The organism is Planctomycetota bacterium, assembly GCA_016125255.1.
Lineage (GTDB): Bacteria > Planctomycetota > Phycisphaerae > Phycisphaerales > Zrk34 > RI-421.
Genome location: WGMD01000029.1, coordinates 1 through 17,119, shown reverse-complemented (window position 1 = coordinate 17,119; position 17,119 = coordinate 1). Strand labels below are relative to the sequence as shown.

Sequence of the window (17,119 nt, the reverse complement as noted above, 5' to 3'; positions counted from 1 at the left end):
GTCACACCTCTTTGTGTCCGTAGGTAATTCGCTGAGCTTCCATGCGCTGCGTCGATCGTGGGCCTGGCTTCAGATCGCTCAGATGTTTGCCCGCATCGAGCAGGTCGCGCAGTTCGGGCGTCGGCTCGAAGCGAGAGCCGAGCCGCTGCGCCAAGCGGTCCATGTGAGCCGTGATGACATCGAGCCCGGTCGCGTCGATAAAATGCGCAAGTCCGCCACGAAACGGCGCCAGCCCCAGTCCCAGCACGCTGGCAAGGTCTATTGTGTCCACCCGATCGACGATGCCATCGTGAAGCAGCCGCGCCGTTTCGTTGATCATCGGCACGAGCAAACGCCACTGAATCGCATCGTCATCCGTCGGCACGTCCGCCGCCGGAGCGAATCGGATCAGGTCCAGCAGCTTCCCGTTGACGCGCGGCTCGCCACGCTGGCGATAGTCGTAGAACCCGATGTTGCTTTTGCGGCCCAGATACGCCGCCTCGATGATCTTCTCCACCCCCGCGGGCACGGCGACCGTCTCGGTGAGCCGTCCGCTCATCGACTTCAAAATTGAAATCGCCACGTCCAGCCCCACCTGATCGAGCAGCTCATACGGTCCCATCGGCATGCCCCATCGTTTCATCGCTTCGTCCACCCGCCCAATGTCCGCGCCTTCGCCGGCCATGACGATCGCTTCCGCCAAATATGGAATCAGCACACGATTGACGAGGAAGCCGGGCGCATCATTGATCAGCACCGGTGTCTTGCCCATGCGCAGCGCCGTCTCGACGCCGACAGACAGCGCCCGGTCGCAACTGTGCGGCGTGCGGACCACTTCGACGAGCGGCATCACGGGCACGGGGTTGAAAAAGTGCAGACCTATCACGCGCGACGGATCATGCGTCCCCGCCGCCATCTCGGTGATGCTCAGTGAACTGGTGTTCGAGGCGAGCACCGCATCGGGGCGCGTCAGCTTGTCGAGCTTGCCGAACACTTCGCGCTTGACGTTCATGTGTTCCGCCACCGCTTCGACGACGAAGTCGACGAGATTCAGGCCGGTCCAGTCGGTGCAGGGCGCGACGCGGCGCATCGTCGCCTTGCCTTCAAGCGGACTGAGTCGCTTGGCCCGCACGTCGGTGGTGATCATGTCGCTGATGCGCTTCAGAGCAGCGCCGACGGCTTCGGGGCTCACCTCGATAAGTCGCACGCGGAGCCCCGCCCGGACCAGTGCGTGCACGATGCCGGCGCCCATGACGCCGCCGCCTATGACGGCTGCGTGATCGAGATGCACGGGATCGCTTTTGATCGCAGCGCGAATGGTGCGCTTCGCATCATGGCGCAGGAAAAAGAGACGCATCAGATTCCGGCAGACATCCGTGCCGGCAAGCTTCAACGCCGCCGATCGCTCGGCTTCGAGGCCCGCCTGATGTCCCTCGCGGCAAACCGTCATGACCACATCGATCAGCGCCTCGGCGGCGGGATAATGGCCGTAAGTCTTTTTGAGCGTTTCACGTTTGGCCTTCGCGGCGACCTTGTCCCGCAGCCAGGCGAAACGCATCACCTGCCGTACGACAAACGGCGGGCGCTTTGATGTTTTCGATGTGAGAACCAATCGGTGCGCCGCGTGGTCTAGCGCTTCGGGGCGGACCACCTCGTCGATCAAGCCGGCGGAAAGCGCCTTGCGCGGGGCGAGGGTTTTGCCGGCGGCGAGCATCGGCAGCGTGTGCATCGGGCCGATCATTTCGGTGACGCGCGTCGTGCCGCCCCATGCGGGGAGGATGCCGAGTTTCGTTTCGGGCAGGCCGATGTTGATGGACCCGACGTCGGCGGCGACGCGCCATGTACAGGCCAGCGCCAGTTCGAAGCCGCCGCCGAGTGTGTGACCATTGAGCGCCGCGACCGTGGGAATGGACAGCTTGCCGATTCGTTCAAAGAGCCGCTGGCCAAGTTCGAGAAAGGCCTTCAGCGCCGGCTCGTCCATCGTACTCATGGCGAACAGGTCAGCGCCGGTGATGAACGAATCGGTCTTGCCGCTGGTGAAGATCAGGCCGCGGATCGATCGCTCGCCGCGCTCGATGGATGCGATAAGCTGGTCAAGCTCGGCGAGGGCGTCGGGCGTGAACGTGTTGACGGATTTGCCGGGTGTGTTGAAACACGCGGTCAGCACGCCGTGGGGACTTGTCGTGAGCTGGAAGTTGTGAGCCATGATTCACCTCCGCTCCAAAAGCATCGCGGCGCCTTGTCCGCCGCCGATGCACAGACTGGCGATGCCGAACTGGACATCGCGCCGACTCATTTCGCTCACAAGATTCTGCACGATGCGAGCGCCGGTCGCGCCGACGGGATGGCCCAGGGCGATCGCGCCGCCGTTGACGTTGAGTCGGTCGGGATCGACTTCACCGATCGCTTTGGCGCGGCCGAGGTGCTGCTGGGCGAAATGGTCGCTGGCGAGGGCGGTGGTGCAGGCGAGCACCTGAGCGGCGAAGGCCTCGTTGATTTCGATGAGGCCGATGTCGGACAGCGACATGCCGGTCATGTGCAGCAGGTGATCGATGGCGTAGACGGGGCCGAGGCCCATGCGCTGCGGATCAAGTCCGGCAGTGGCGTAGCCACGGATGTAGCCGTGAATCGTCATGCCCTCGCCGCGCGCCATGTCGGCATTGGCGACGAGCATCGCGGCGGCGCCGTCGGTGACCTGACAGGCGTTGCCGACAGTGACGGAGCCGTCCTTCCTGTCGAAGATCGGCTTGAGCTTCGCGAGCGCCTCCATCGTCTGCTCGGCACGCGGGCCGATGTCCTTCGTAACCGGCTTGAAATCCGCACCGGCGTAAACGGGCGCGATATCCTCATCGAACCGGCCGGCTTTGACGGCGGCGACGGCGCGCTGATGCGAACGGAGAGCGAAGGCGTCCTGGGTCTCTCGGCTGATGTGAAATTCGTGCGCGAGGATTTCGGCGGTCTTGCCCATGATCATCCCGGCGACGGGATCGGTCAGTCCGAGCATCAGGCCGGAGATCGGCTTGAAGTGCCGCGGACGGAGCGACGCGATCGCGCTCAGCTTCGCCAGCGGGCCGCGGGCGCGCATGATCTTCGCCATCGGTTCGAGCGTTTCGCTCGGGAAAAGCAGGGGAATCGTGCTCATCGACTCGGCGCCGCCGGCGAGAATGATCTGTGCGGCGCCGTCCTGAATGTGCGTCGCGGCTTGTGCGACGGCTTCCATGCCCGACCCGCAGTTGCGCTGCACGGTGTAGGCGGGGACATGCAGCGGGATGCCCGCTTCGAGCGCCGCGACGCGCGCCGGGTTCGGCGCATCGGGCGGCATGGACACGTTGCCGAGGATTACTTCGTCGAGCCGGGCCCCCGGGAAGCCGGCGCGATAGAGCGTCTCAATCAGCACGGTGCGCGCCAGTTCCGTCATCGGCGTTTGGGCGAGCGCTGCGCCCGCTTTGACAAGCGGCGTGCGAGCGCTGGAAAGAATCGCCACGCGATCGGGTTTCGTCTGCCATGCGACCATCACACCGCCTCCTTCCGGTCAGCTTCGGCGAGCTTGAATTTCTGAAGCTTGCCCAGCGCGTTGCGCGGCAGGGCATCGGCGATCTCGATTTCGCTCGGCACTTCGTAAGGCGCCAGATGCTCGCGGCACAGCGCCCGCAGCTCATGCATGAACGCATCCTTGTCGGTGATCACCTCGCGGGGCACGATGATGGCGGTGACGATCTGCGTGTGCACCGGATCATCGCGTCCGATCACGGCGGCGTCGGCGACTTTAGGGTGACGCATGAGCGTTTGCTCGACTTTGCCGGGATACACCTTCAACCCGCCGCGGATGATCATCTCCTTGGCCCGATCGACGACGCATGTATAGCCGTTATCGTCGATGCGGACGAGGTCGCCGGTATGGAGCCAGCGGTTGCCGTCGGCATCGGTCGAGAGCACGCGAGCCGTCTCCTGCGGATTATTGAAGTAGCCGCGCATGACCTGCGGCCCGCTGATCCACATCTCGCCAACTTCGCCGGGCGGGACATCGCGTGCCGTGTCCTGCGGATCGACGACGCGCATACGCGTGTCGGCGAGCGTCAGTCCGATCGCGCCGAGCTGTTCGTGACCCTGCGGATTGACATGCGTGACGGGCGACGCTTCGGTCAGGCCGTATCCCTGCAGGATATGCACGCCGGTGAGGCGCTCGAATCGCTGCTGCGTCGCGGGAAGCAGCGGGGCGGCGCCGCTGATGACGATCGTGTTTTCAAGGGCCTTGACGATGTCGGGGCGCGGCTGGGCCTCGAGTTGGTCGCACATGTGTTCAATGATGGCGGGGACGAGCGGCAGGACGGTCGGACGCTGGTTGGCGATCGCGGCGAGCACCTCTTCGACCTTGAATCGGGTCAAGGGATACATCGTCCCGCCGCAGAGCAGCGCGGTCGTCAGACAGGTCGAAAGCCCGTAGACATGGAACATCGGCAGCACGGCCAGCACGCGCTCCTGCCCATGCCGCAGGCGCACCCAGTTGGACATCTGCGCAGCATTGGCGATGAGATTCGCGTGCGTGAGTTCGGCGACTTTGAGCGTGCCGGTGGTGCCGCCGGTCGGCTGAAGCAGGGCGACGTCGTTGGGCAGCGGCGCGACGCTCGGCGGGCGCGCCGGGGCCTGCTCCATCATCGTCGCCATCGTCCGTTCATGCTCGACATCCGGACTTTCCGTGCGCTTGGTCCAGAGCTTGAGCCGATAGCCGACGCGGAGCCAGACGGTCTGATAGTCCTTGAGCGTGACCCAGAGTCGATGAATCTCGCGGTGACCGATGTGGTCGAAGATAGGCGCCTGCAGATCGAGGCCCACGATGAGGCGCGGGTGCGTCATCTCGACGATCTTGCCCAGATCGTCGACGCCCATGAGCGGGCCGGCGTTGACGACGACGGCCCCGAGTTTCTGAATGGCCATGAAACAGACGATGAATTCCGGGCAGTTCGGCAACGTGATGAGTACGCGGTCGCCCCGCCGCACGCCGATCCGGGCCAAGCCGCCGGCGCAGCGGTTGATTTGCTCGGCGAGCTGACGATAGGTCCATGCGACATCGACGTACACGACGGCGGGCACATCGGCGAAGCGTTGAGCCGTTTCATCGAACAACTGCGCGAGACTGACGCTCGGGTAGTGCAGGGAGCGAAGCAAGCCCAGCCGATCATGCGGGGTCATCGGCTCGCTCGGCGGCGCGACCGCGTGCCCGTTGGCCCGGCCGTTCGTCGAACGGCGCGGCCGGCGGGGGCGTCGCCACCATCGCCACATGGGCCCGATCATGTCGCGCATAGCTGGGCCTCCCTCTGCCATTCGAGCACCAGATCGTCATCGAGGTCGGTGACGTGCCCGGTGCGCAGAAATTCCATGATGAGGGGCAGCACTTTGAGCGGGCATTCGGCGAGCGGATTATGCCCCGCGTCCCGCACGAGGACGAAGCGGCTGTTGGGAATGGCTCGCGCCATGCGGCGTCCGTAACAGGCGGGGATGAGTCCGTCGAACTCACCGCTGATGACGAGTGTGGGCGCGAGAATGCTGTATTCATCTTCGCGCGGATCGCTCGCGCCCAGAGCGCGCAACTGCCGTCCGATCGCCATCCGCGAAATGTTCGTCTGCATCGACTCGATGACCTTCCGCTCGACCCGCCCCGGATCCTCATCGAGATACAGCGGCCCCGCGCTGAGCACTTCGAGGGCCGCCGCGAAAACACGGGAAGGGAAGCGACGCAGCATGTTCCCCGTGAGCAGCGCCATCTCTCGCAGGTAGGGCCCGAACTTGTGGGCACACGACATGAGCACTAGGCGATTCACGCGGCCGGGATGATCGACGGCGAAGCGCTGAGCGATGATGCCGCCCAGCGAGATGCCGACGATGTGAGCGCGTTCGATCTGCAGATGGTCGAGCAGTTCGATCAGGTCGGCGGAGTAATCGTGCAGAGTATGAACGGGACGATGTGCGATCGACTGACCGACGCCTCGATTGTCGACACCGAGCAGGCAGAACCCGTCATTGAGCGAGTAGACGATCGGATCCAGAAGTCTGCACGTTGAGCCGAGGCCAGGGATGAGCAGTACGACTTCGCCTTCACCGGTCAGTTCGTAGTAGAGTCTCGCATCTGTCACTTCTGCCCAAGGCATGTTGTGACCTCCTGCCAACTACATATATATCGCTACAAACGGCAGGGAAGTTCAGTCTGTGACGATTGATACGGCCTGGCGCGGCCGATAACGCGGTCGGACGAGGAACAGACGCGATGAAAAATGATCATCGTCCCTTGTGAATCGAATCACGAAGTTCGCTGAAAATGAAAACGCCCACGCCGCGAAGACATGGGCTTGAAAGATTATTGATCAAACGATGTCGTGTCTTGCGCGAATCGCCGCGCCACTGGCGCGACAATCGGCCGCGCGCCGAATCCGCGCATTGCGACCCGACGGTCGGGCGCTTTGGAATCCGTTGGGTTCGGTCAGAGCATCAGCGTCGCCACGACCAGGACGGCAATAAGCCGTTGGATCGTGATACGACGGCGCGATGCCCGTGCATGGGCGTACATGGCACACTCCCTGTGCTCGCGAATGGCAATCGCCGCACCGCCAACAGGGTCGGTGCGCGCTATGTTTCGGGAGTCGGGTAGCGAATACCATGCCAAAGACGGGGATGCTGGTCGTCATGGTCGTAACATATGATATTACATTGCCTTACAAACTGCGTCGGGTGTTGCCATTTGTGACGGCTTGATGGGATTGCAGTACCTTCATGGTACTGCGGGCGTGATTCTGAGGGTCTGGGGCGACCAGATCGGCACTACAGAAGGGGGCTGAGCAGGCGGGCGCAATCGTCGAAAAGCCGCCGATAAGCGGGGCGGTCGCCCCATTCGCGCTGGGTCAGGAGGTGGGACTTGGCGATGTACTGATTCTGCTGATAGCGGAGTTGTGCTGCGACCTCCGGGCCGTATAGCACCATGTTCAACTCGAAGTTGAGGTAGAAGGACCGCATATCGAAGTTGCCGCTGCCGACGAGCGCGATGGCGTCATCGACGCTCATCGTCTTGGCGTGCAGCAATCCCTCCTGATGCAGGTGCAGACGCACGCCCATCTCCATGAGCCGTGCGTAATACGCCCGGCCCGCCGCCCCGGCGAGCACCTGATCCGCCTGCCGCGGCACGATGATGTCCACCACCACCTCGCGCAGCACCGCCACCTCCAGCGCCTGAAGCAGCGCCTCGTCCGGCACGAAGTACGGCGTCGTGATGATCACGTGTCGCTTCGCCGCATACAGCGCCGCCACGATCAGCCGCTGGTAATTCTGCGTCGGATACGTCGGCCCGCTCGGTAAGGTCTGAATCGCAACTTTCCCCGTCACACGCGGTTCCGGGAAATACGCGTCCGCATCGAGTCGCTCCGACGTTTCCGAAAACCAGTCCTCGACGAACACGCTCTGAAGCTGCAACGACACTGGCCCCGTCACGCGCAGCATCAAGTCGTGCCACGCCAGATTCCCCCGGCCGTATTCCGGTTCGACGATGTTCTGCGAACCGACGTAGCAGATCGCCCCGTCGATCACAATCAGCTTGCGATGATTGCGCAGGTCCATCCGCGCCAGCCGCCGGCGAATGTAACTGACCGGCAGCGCCGGCTGCACGCGCACACCCGCTTCCGACATGAGCGCTGCCAACTCGACGAACATCGGCTTGGCGCCCACCGCATCCGCCAGCACCCGGCACGCCACGCCGCGCTGCTGCGCCGCGATCAGCGCCGCCGCCACCCGCCGCCCCACACGATCGTCGTGAAAGATGTACATGAGAATATGGACATGCTGCTTCGCCGAGGCAATGTCGGCGACGAGGCGATCGATCACCACATCCGTGTCCGTCATCATCTCAAAGTCATTGCCCCCGAGAATCGCCAGATCACCGAGGTTTTCAGTCAGTGCGATGAGCCCCGCCTGCTCGGGATCGACCTTGGGTCGCATGACATGCGGTTTGCTGCGCTGAAGGCGATGAATCATGTCCAGGACGCGCGTCGCCTGCGCATGTTGCGCGATGCGCCGCCGGGGCAGGCGATTGGTGCCGACCAGCAAGAAAAGCCCCAGCCCCAACAGCGGTTCAAAGAAAATGATCAACAACCAGGCCATCGCCTGCGCCGTCGTCCGGCGTCGCAACACGACGGGCATCATGACAAGGCGAATGCCCCATTCGAACAGAATCAGCAGCGTCGACCAGCTCCATGTCACGGGCGATCTCCACCGAGCAGCTTTTCGACAAGCTGCTGATAACGCCGCGTCTGTTCAGCAATGGTGAAATGCGACAGTCCGTGCGCGCGGGCCGCTTTGCCCATCGCGCTCCATCTCGGCTGGTCGTCGAACACGCGTCGCAGGCCCGCCGTCCAACCGGCGACGCTCGGGTCATTGATGTGCCAGCCCGTCACTCCGTCAATGACCGTCTCAGCGGGGCCGCCCAAGGCATGCACCGCGACCGGCTTGCTCATCATCATCGCCTCAATCACCGACAATCCGAACGGCTCGGGATCGACGCGCGCGTTGATCGCCACATCGATCGCCGGGTAATAGCACTCCGGCGCTTCGACCGTCGGCAGAATGTGAAGCCGATCCGTCACACCCGCTTGAGCCGCACGGTCGCGAATCTTCCCGGTCAGCGGCGCCTTGCCTGTGTCGCCGATCAATAGCAGGTGACACGCGCGCGCCGCATCGCCCAGCGCGATCATCGCTTCCAACACGCGATCCTGCCCCTTGCTCGGATCAATGCGACCGACAATGGCGATCACAAACGCATCGATTGGAATGCCCAGTTCCTCGCGCGATACCGGTGTGACGCGCGACGGATCGAACCGCTCGGCATCGACGCTCAGGTGACACACCACCGGCTGCACCGCCCCCGGTCCGAACGTCGAAGCGGTGTACGCACTGTTGGCCATCGGCTGAATCCGCCCGCGCCGACAGGCCCGCTGATAAAGTCGCTGGTTGAGCCGAAGCGGGACGCGACCGAGCGTGTTGGGCATCTCCCAAACCACCGGCACGCCCAGCTGCCGTCCGACTCCGCCGCAAAGACTTACCTGGTTGGGCCAAAGAAAATGCAGCATGTCGATCTTTTCATTCTTGAGCAGCGCGGCGATTTTCGGAATCGCCCGCCGCTGATATGACCAGAGCTTCGCCAGTCCGCACACCCGGCTCGACAGGCCGTTCCGCACCTCCGGCGGCATGCCCAGATGGGCGCTGACGATGTGCCACCCGCGCTCGCGGCACCGCTGCGTGAACTCGCCTTCGGCAAGCGCGACGATGACGACGCGCCAGCCGATCCGCGTTACGCCGGTCACGAGATTCACGATCGCGCGCTCGACGCCGAAGCGTTCGGAGCCGTGTATGACCCATGCGATGGTTCGGCTCGGTGAAGACATGCTCACAACGCCTGAAGAAGGACCGCCCGCGGCGGGGGCATTCTAAGACCGGTCCGCGGGACTCACAACCTCGCCGATCGTCCGCGCCACGACCGCCGCAAAATGATCGAACGAGAACGACGCCCGCACGACCGCCAATCCCTTGTCCGCCATCGTCCGCCGCAGCGCCGGATCTTTGAGCAGACGAATGCACGCATCCGCGATCGACGCCGCATCATCGCCTACCAGCAGCGACTCGCCTTCGAGCAGATGTTTCTCATACCCCCGATGCGCCGGCCGGGCCAGCACGCAGGTCCGCCCGCGCGAGAACGACTCGATGACCTTGATATTCGTCCCGCCACCCGCGAAGATCGGCGCCACCGTGAACGCGCATTGTTCGTACACCTGCGCCAGATCCTCGACAAAACCCATCGCTTCAACGCCCGGCGAACTCGACCATCGCTGACGCTGCTCATCCTTCATCTTCGAGCCGACGATGACCAGCTTCGCATCCGCGACGGTCGCACGGATGCGCGGCCAGACCTGCTCGACGAAGTAGTCCGCGCCTTCGATGTTGGGCCGATGACTCATCGACCCGATCATCAGCAGCGTGCGGCTCGCATCGTCGGCCGGGCACGGCGTGATGTTCTCCGCACCCTCGGCCCCATAAGGAATATTCGGCAACACCGTGGCGCGCTCCAGTCCGCGAATCGCCCGGTCATTCTCGTTGGCGATCCACAGTGCATCACACTTGGCCAACAGCGGCGGCACGATCCCTTCAAGTTGCCGCAGATGATGACGGATCACCATGTTCTCCCACTTCGCATTCGTCGGCACCGCCAGCCGTGTGCGATACACCTCCGTGTCCAGGTCATCGACATCGAGCACGACGGGATGATGCCCGATCAGCCCGGGCCGCGTCAGCCCGTACAGGTATCGCCCGACGATCACGTCGTATTGGTCGAGGTCGATGTGCTGCGTGATCCACTGTTCAATCGACGCCTGCGGGCGGTAGTCGACCTTGCGCGAACCGAGATTATGCGCCAGCCGGCGGATGAGTTTGGGATGTATCGGGGCGAACCATCGCCACGGAGCATGCATGTACCGATGCTCCGGCGCAAGGACCGCCCGCACGTTGTATTGGTCGAGCAGCTCCGCGCGCTGCTCATCGCTGAGCACTTCATGCGAGATGGCGATCGTGTCGACATTGCCGAGCCGGCGCAGGGCGCGCAGCAGCAGGTTGGTCCGCTGGGGACCGCCGATCACCGGCGGGGCCGGCAGGGAGTTGGGCACAAAGAGCAGCTTCATCGTCAGGCGGACCCCGTGGGCGCGCCGGCTCCGAAGACATGCTCCTCGAGCAGCGCATAGTTCGACTCGGCGGCGTCCTTGATGGCGGGCAGCTTTGCCTTGAGCTTCGACGCCGTGTCCTCACGCGACGCCCACGCCGACCGCACCTTCGCCGCGCCCGCACCGGGTTCGAGGAAGTCGGCGATGCTGATGAGCGATCGCTCGTGCATGACGGTCTTGTCGAGCAGCGAACTGAGAATGCCCTCGGCCTTGATCGAATAGCCGACGACGATCGTGGCGATCCCCGTCGAGAGGCCGGCGATGGCGGCATGCATGCGCTCGGCGACGAGCAGGTCGCATCCGCTGATGAGCGTCTTGTATTCGCCCGCCGTCAGGTCCGCGCCTGCAATCGTGACACGCGGATCAAACTGCAAGGCACGGTGCAGACGCGTGCAGGTCAGGGCGTCGTTGTTGGAAGCGTGAATCTCCTGTACGTGCGGCACGAGCAGCACTTTCGCCCCGATCTCGTCGAGCACGCATCGCGTCACCTGCATCCACGCCTCCAGATGCCGCTGCGGATCGCACCCGCTGAACATCTCGATGCCGCGGCTGACGCTCATGGCGACCGTCGGCCGCTCGCGGGTCATGCCGTGCGCCGCCCGCAGATGGTCCGCCAGCTCCCCAGTCAGCGGCGAAAGCAGGAACGCCGGGTCAGCGGTCAGGTGAATCCGATCGGCGGTGAGGCCGACTTTTTCGATGAGGTAATCGCGCGTGATCGTCTCGCGCACGCTGATGAGCGCCGCGTGCTGCGCCACGGATCGGAATAGTTCCACATCCTCCGCCCGTTTGAACGGGCCGATCGACTGAGCAAAAAGGACGAACGGCGTCCGTGCCTCGATGGCCAGTTGCAGCGGCTTCAGATGCGTCGACAAGTCGCCGTAGTCGCTGCTAAACACGTCGCCGCCGGAGGCGATCACGGCGGAGGAGCCGGCGATGCGCTTTGCCAGTGCGGCATGCCACGCGGCGGCCTTGGGCACTAAGCGCGACGCCTTGACCGCCCACTGCATTTTGCGGCTGCGCCGCATCAGATCGAAATTGTCGCCGATCGCCTGCACGTTCATCGGCGCCAGCCGAAGCTCATCGTAATCGCGCGTGCGCGTCATCACCGTGACGGGCGCGTTCGGTCGCCGGTGTCGTACGCCTTCGACGATGCTCACCACCAGCGCCTCGACGCCGCGGTTGCGCAGGCCCGTGATGCCTGTCACGAGAATCGGTCCGGTCTTGTGCGGTGAAGCGTCATCCATGATCGTCGTCATCCCTTGCGTGTGTTCTTGGAGGCGAATCGGTACGCCCGGACCCACCACTTGACCCGATCCCGGAACCCTTCGATGCGACCTTCCCGACGGGCGGCATCGTAAGCGCGATGGCTCGCCGCGGCCAGCTTCATGCGAAGCCAGTGACGCAGACGGAATCGCCAGTCGCCGATTCTCCCATCGGGCTGCACTCTTTTGCGCGGCCGCCAACGGCGTTTGCGATCCGTGTGGCTGAGCCGGTATGCAAGCCCGCGCCGACGATGATCAAATCCGCTCGACTGCGACTGGGTGATGTCGGCGGCTGCGAGCGGGTCCATGTGCAGACGGCCGTCGGCAATCGCCGCTTCGACCATTGCCGCAACCTGCGCATTGCGAACGATGACGACGTTCGTGCCTTCGCTGTCCTGCACGTAGCGCGGCAGCCATGCATCGCCGACCGCGATGTCCGCCGTCTCGCCCACGACGTCGTCGCAGTAGTCGCACGCTTTGTACTTGAAAAAGCCCAGACCCCAATCGGTGCCGTAGATTTTGCCGACGGGTTTGACAACTTCCTCAAGTTTGCCATCGCGCTCGGCTGTGACGCGGATGCCGTAACGATTCGCCGGTGCATCCGGCAATTTGTGTCGAAAGTCGATGTCGCGGAATTCCTCGGGTTTCACGCCTGCCTGCCAGGCCAGATACTCGCCGAAGCGCGTCGTCTTCAGATGTCCGCAGAAGATCGCCACACAGTAACGAATGCGCTCCGCGAGCACGGGGTCCTGACGCGCCAGTAGTCGCACGGCCTTGACGAAACAGGGCACGCCGACGAAAGCGTACCGCCCGGGGGTTGCGCGCACCGTCGCCATCGCTTCGGAAATCTCGACGGGATAATAGCGCGACTTGGCCCCGGCACGGACGGCGTCGGCGGTGTTCGAGACGGTGTAGGCGAAAAGCCGCGGATCGTTCGGCGTCGGCGTGCGCTGAGCGACATGCACCACGGCATCAACCTCCCCGTGTTTGAGAAGCTCGCAAAGAATCCAAGAGCCCATGCCTCCCGAACTGCCGCGCTGTCGATACCCGTCTTCAACGACATAGCCGGCGTAGACATTCAGGTAGCGCCCGATGTGCTCGCTCTGCTGCGTGTGCTGAGCCCTGAAGATCGCTCGGCCGATTTCGTCTTCGTTGACCGAGGCGTCGGCGAATGGGCACACGCTCGCGACGGGCGCGCCCGTGTCCGAACCGGTGACGGATGCCTGAAGATGCCCGGTGGCGTTGAGCGTCACCTGCATCGGCGATTGAGCCACACTCGCGCATGCGCCGCAGCCGACGCAGTACCCGCCGTCGATGACGGTCCGCCGAAGCGCCTGCGCATCGGCGGGGGGCCGGTTCGCATTATCAGCGGGTTTATTCAATGGGCGGCCTCCTGCGTGCGGCGGGGCGGGGCGTGAAACCGGCGCTGCACGCGATTCCAGATAAGGGCGAGCCGACGCAGCGGGCCCGGTCGGCCCAAGTCCGGTTCAAACCCGTATTGCTTCATCAGGTCGTAAACTTCCGTTTCGATCAGCGCCACCTGCCGGCGCGGCATCTGATTCCGCCAGGCGTCAATGCTCTGCGTATGAATCGGCTGCTGGGCCTGCTCGATCTGTTCGCGGGCCCATCCCTGACGCCGGGCGAGCTGCGGCTGACTTTCCGCGCCGCGATTGGTGAGCATGCCCGACTCAAATTGCTCGCCGATCAATTCGCAAACGCGCCGGCACGTCTGCTCCGGCTCCGCGACGAGGTCGGCGTACTTGATTAGATGGATGCGCCCGCCGGCCTTGTGCGACTCGTAGGCGACGATCGCGTTGCGCCACCGCCGCGTATGCGTCACGACATCGTTCCCGCCCCAATCGGTTTTCTGAAGCGAGGCGGACACGGCCCGGGGATCGCGCAGCATGAAGATCACCTGCGCCTGCGGGTACCACTGCATGAGTCGATCCAGATGCTGATAGTGATCGGGCGTCTTCTCGCCCCAGCGCGGCTTATTGAGCGATCGGGCGTACGCGCTGAGTAGGACCTCGAAGACGCCGCGGTAGGTCCAGTCGCCCGCGGCGACGATGCAGTCATGACACAAGGCGGCGTCGAGGCACATGTTGCCGAAGCGATCGCCGGCGATGAACGTCCGCCAGAATTCCTCGAACATTTCGCGCGAGGTCAGCTCGTCGTGCCGGAACTTGTGGACGTAGAGCGAGAGGAAATGTGTCTCGGGGGAGATGGCGATGCGTGAATGGGCCGAGAGCATGGAGCTGAGCAGCGTCGTGCCCGAGCGCGGCATGCCGATGATGAAGATGGGCGTGTTATCGCTCACGACGCCACCACCCGACGATTTCGAAGCGTGCGCCACATGCCGTGCAGTTCGAGCACGAGCGGGCGGAAAGCCGTGAAGATGACGGCGACATAGACCACCGCGCCGAGCACGATCAGCACCGCTAGCCGCGCCCCGTCCGGCACCCCCGTGATGTGCACCCGCATCGCAAACGAGATCGCCAACGCCATCGTCAGCGTCCCGAAAATCGGACCCGACAGATGCTTGAGGTAGTCGGCGAGCTTGAGGTGCAGGCACTTGTTGGTGACAAAGAACGAGAGCGGCATGACCAAGTACGCCACGCTGACATACGACGCCGCGACCCAGAAAATGCCGTAATGGACGGCGATGAAGAAGCCCGTGACGTTGCCGGTCGAGGTGATGAGCATCAGGTAGAAGCGCCAGCGGGGATGGCCCGTGCCGACGATCATCGCGCTGTTGAAGTAGAGCATCGAATGCACGATGCCGATCAGAGAAAGCACCTGCATGACCGGAATCGAAGGCATCCATTGGCTGCCAAATACGACCGGCACGATCAGCGGCGCCAGCAGCGACATGCCGATGAAACACGGGAATGAGAACAGACACGTGAGGCGCGTCGCCTGATAGTACGCGCTGCGGACGCGGTGCGGTTCATGCTGCACGCGCGCGACGGCGGGCATGGCGACGTTGCTTACCGTGCCGACGAGGCGCTGAATGAGCATGTAGTTGAGGCGATACGCGACGGAGTAGTAGCCCAGTGCGACCGGTCCGAGGAAGTAGCCGATGAGCATGTCGTCGGTGCGTTCGTTGATCGTGGTCAACAGGCGGGCGCCGGAGATGGGCATGCCGAAGCCGATCAGATCGCGGAGGCACTGCTTGTCGAACTTGAAGGTGGGGCGGAATTCGCAGTTGGTCCAGAGGAGGATCAGCGAAGTGAACACACCGGACAATTGTTGTGCGACGAGCGCCCAGACGCCGTAGCCCATGATGGCGACCGTCACGCCGACGACCCCCCCGACGACGCCGCCGACGAGCGTGCGCACCGCCAGAAATTTGAAATGCAGATGCCGCCGCAGCATGGCGATCGGCACGCTGTTGAGCCCGCCGAACAGAAGCAACAACGACATGGCGCGGATGACATGGGCCAGTTTGCTGACAATTTCAGGTGGGCTGTTGTGGCTCAAGAGTTGCGCGATGGAGTCGGCAGTGCACATCAAGACCGTCATGAGCGTGAGACCCATCGCCAGCGCGGTCCAGAAAGCCGTGTCCAGATAACGCTCCGCCAGCGTGTACCTTTGCACGATGGCTTCCGCGAACCCGAAGTCGATCAGTGCGACGCAGAGCATGATCCCGACATTCGCCCATGCCACCAGCCCGAATTCCGAGGGCTTGAGCAGGTGGGTCAGGACCAGCAGCACCGCCATCGAGATGATCTGGGCGCCACCCGCCTGGGCGATCGACCAGAACATGCCCTTGACCACCGCGTGGCGCATGTTGGTTGGTGCGTTCTCTGTCATGGTCATTTATATCGGTCCATCGCCCCCGCGACTGTCAATCAGCAGCCGGGGTCTCTTCCGCATCAATATCGTGCTCCTGCGTCGGATCGATCCGCAGGTAACGCGATAGATAATAGACACCCAGATAGAACGGAATCGTGTCCAGCGCGGCGACGACGAACTTGAAGGCGTAACTGGTCCCGATAAAAGTCAAAAGCTGCGGCCAGAGCGGCTGATCCTCCTGCACGGGCAGGGCGTGTGCGTAAAAATGAGTGATCAGAATGACCGCCACCGTGTCCACCATCTGGCTGACCATCGTTGACCCATTATTTCGGAGCCAAAGATGTTTACCTTTGGTGAGATCCTTCCAGAAATGGAATAAAAACACGTCGCAGAACTGAGCGGCCATGTACGCACACATCGAGGCGGCGACGGCGCCGAAGGTCAGCGCCTTGATCTGGTAGAACGTCCAGCCCGTCTCGACGAAGACATGCTTGGCCGCATCGTACACCGGCTGCGGGGGGAACCCGGTCGTCGGATCGTTGGGCACGAACCCCGGCAGCACGCCGCCGAGCCAGAGAATGAACACCACCCAGAAGTTGACCGCGAGGCCAACCCATACCAGGAAGTTGGCGCGGCGCCGGCCGTAGAACTCGCTGATGAAATCCGTGCACAGGAACGTCAGCGGATAGGGAATCACGCCGACCGCCACGGCGAAGACGATCTCGCGTGTTTGGGTCCCTTGTCCGACCGTCATCGTGGCGAGCTTGATGAACCGGCTGATGCCCAGAATGTTGAGCATCGTCATCGAGCCGAGGAACAACCCGGCGAATACGAGAAAGACGCGCTCGCGCCGCTCGTGCAGGACGGAGTTGATGTAGCGATAGGGGAGGCCCTGATCCATGCGGGACAGTTTAGCGAGTGAGTAGTGAACTCGCGATAACAATGATCCCAATGCGACTCACATGATGCTCACGTATCGGTGCGTTCGTAAACAATTCCTCACACATCCTCACGCATTCATCTTGATCGCCTGATTCATCACATACAAAAGCTCCGTAACTTTTCGGACGTGTGATCTGCGGGCCGTGTGCGTCCGTGGTTTTGTTCATTGTCAGATCTCTTGGGAGATATCGTTATGAAACGGAAGTCTGTGTTTCTCAAGTCGGTTTCTGCTGCGAGCGTCGCGGCCATGTTGGGGTCATGTCCTAAACTTGCTGTAAATTGAGAAGGGGTGGACCCTATCGGTTGGACCAACAACCCACAAGGAGCCACCCCATGAGTCAGAGAGTACCACCGAGCGTGCGAACGGGCCAGAAGATTCGGGATTTGATCGCC

The 17,119-nt window shown here is 63.2% G+C and carries 12 protein-coding genes; all 12 read right to left on the bottom strand.

All coding sequences use genetic code 11. The features are described from left to right. Nucleotide 1 precedes the first annotated feature (1 nt). A complete protein-coding gene (locus tag GC162_18125) occupies nucleotides 2-2,185 on the bottom strand; it encodes a hypothetical protein (protein MBI1370558.1) in 2,184 nt (727 codons plus the stop codon). 3 nt (nucleotides 2,186-2,188) lie between these two features. Beyond that, nucleotides 2,189-3,493 carry an acetyl-CoA C-acyltransferase gene (locus GC162_18120; GenBank protein ID MBI1370557.1) on the bottom strand — a complete coding sequence of 435 codons (1,305 nt, stop codon included), beginning with the start codon at nucleotides 3,491-3,493 and terminating at the stop codon, nucleotides 2,189-2,191. After that, complete coding sequence (locus GC162_18115; GenBank protein MBI1370556.1) at nucleotides 3,493-5,301, bottom strand: AMP-binding protein; 1,809 nt, start codon at nucleotides 5,299-5,301, stop codon at nucleotides 3,493-3,495. Before GC162_18115 ends, GC162_18120 begins: the two co-directional genes overlap by 1 nt. Continuing rightward, a complete protein-coding gene (locus GC162_18110) occupies nucleotides 5,268-6,125 on the bottom strand; it encodes an alpha/beta fold hydrolase (protein ID MBI1370555.1) in 858 nt (285 codons plus the stop codon). Before GC162_18110 ends, GC162_18115 begins: the two co-directional genes overlap by 34 nt. 667 nt (nucleotides 6,126-6,792) lie before the next feature. Continuing rightward, nucleotides 6,793-8,220, bottom strand: coding sequence for a cardiolipin synthase (gene cls / locus GC162_18105; protein ID MBI1370554.1), 1,428 nt, complete (start codon nucleotides 8,218-8,220; stop codon nucleotides 6,793-6,795). Beyond that, entirely contained in the window at nucleotides 8,217-9,401 is a 1,185-nt protein-coding gene (locus GC162_18100) for a glycosyltransferase (GenBank protein ID MBI1370553.1), read from the bottom strand. Before GC162_18100 ends, cls begins: the two co-directional genes overlap by 4 nt. Before the next feature lie 42 nt (nucleotides 9,402-9,443). Further along, nucleotides 9,444-10,688 carry a glycosyltransferase gene (locus GC162_18095; GenBank protein ID MBI1370552.1) on the bottom strand — a complete coding sequence of 415 codons (1,245 nt, stop codon included), beginning with the start codon at nucleotides 10,686-10,688 and terminating at the stop codon, nucleotides 9,444-9,446. 2 nt (nucleotides 10,689-10,690) lie between these two features. Continuing rightward, nucleotides 10,691-11,983 (bottom strand): polysaccharide pyruvyl transferase family protein, encoded by a 1,293-nt coding sequence (locus tag GC162_18090; protein MBI1370551.1) that lies wholly within the window; start codon nucleotides 11,981-11,983, stop codon nucleotides 10,691-10,693. Further along, nucleotides 11,980-13,371: a coenzyme F420 hydrogenase gene (locus GC162_18085; GenBank protein ID MBI1370550.1), complete on the bottom strand. Its 1,392-nt coding sequence runs from the start codon at nucleotides 13,369-13,371 to the stop codon at nucleotides 11,980-11,982. Before GC162_18085 ends, GC162_18090 begins: the two co-directional genes overlap by 4 nt. Beyond that, a complete protein-coding gene (locus GC162_18080) occupies nucleotides 13,368-14,306 on the bottom strand; it encodes a hypothetical protein (protein ID MBI1370549.1) in 939 nt (312 codons plus the stop codon). The genes GC162_18085 and GC162_18080 overlap by 4 nt, the downstream gene beginning before the upstream one ends. Continuing rightward, nucleotides 14,303-15,808: an oligosaccharide flippase family protein gene (locus GC162_18075; GenBank protein ID MBI1370548.1), complete on the bottom strand. Its 1,506-nt coding sequence runs from the start codon at nucleotides 15,806-15,808 to the stop codon at nucleotides 14,303-14,305. The genes GC162_18080 and GC162_18075 overlap by 4 nt, the downstream gene beginning before the upstream one ends. 28 nt (nucleotides 15,809-15,836) lie before the next feature. Next, nucleotides 15,837-16,685 carry a queuosine precursor transporter gene (locus GC162_18070; protein ID MBI1370547.1) on the bottom strand — a complete coding sequence of 283 codons (849 nt, stop codon included), beginning with the start codon at nucleotides 16,683-16,685 and terminating at the stop codon, nucleotides 15,837-15,839. Nucleotides 16,686-17,119: the final 434 nt, after the last annotated feature.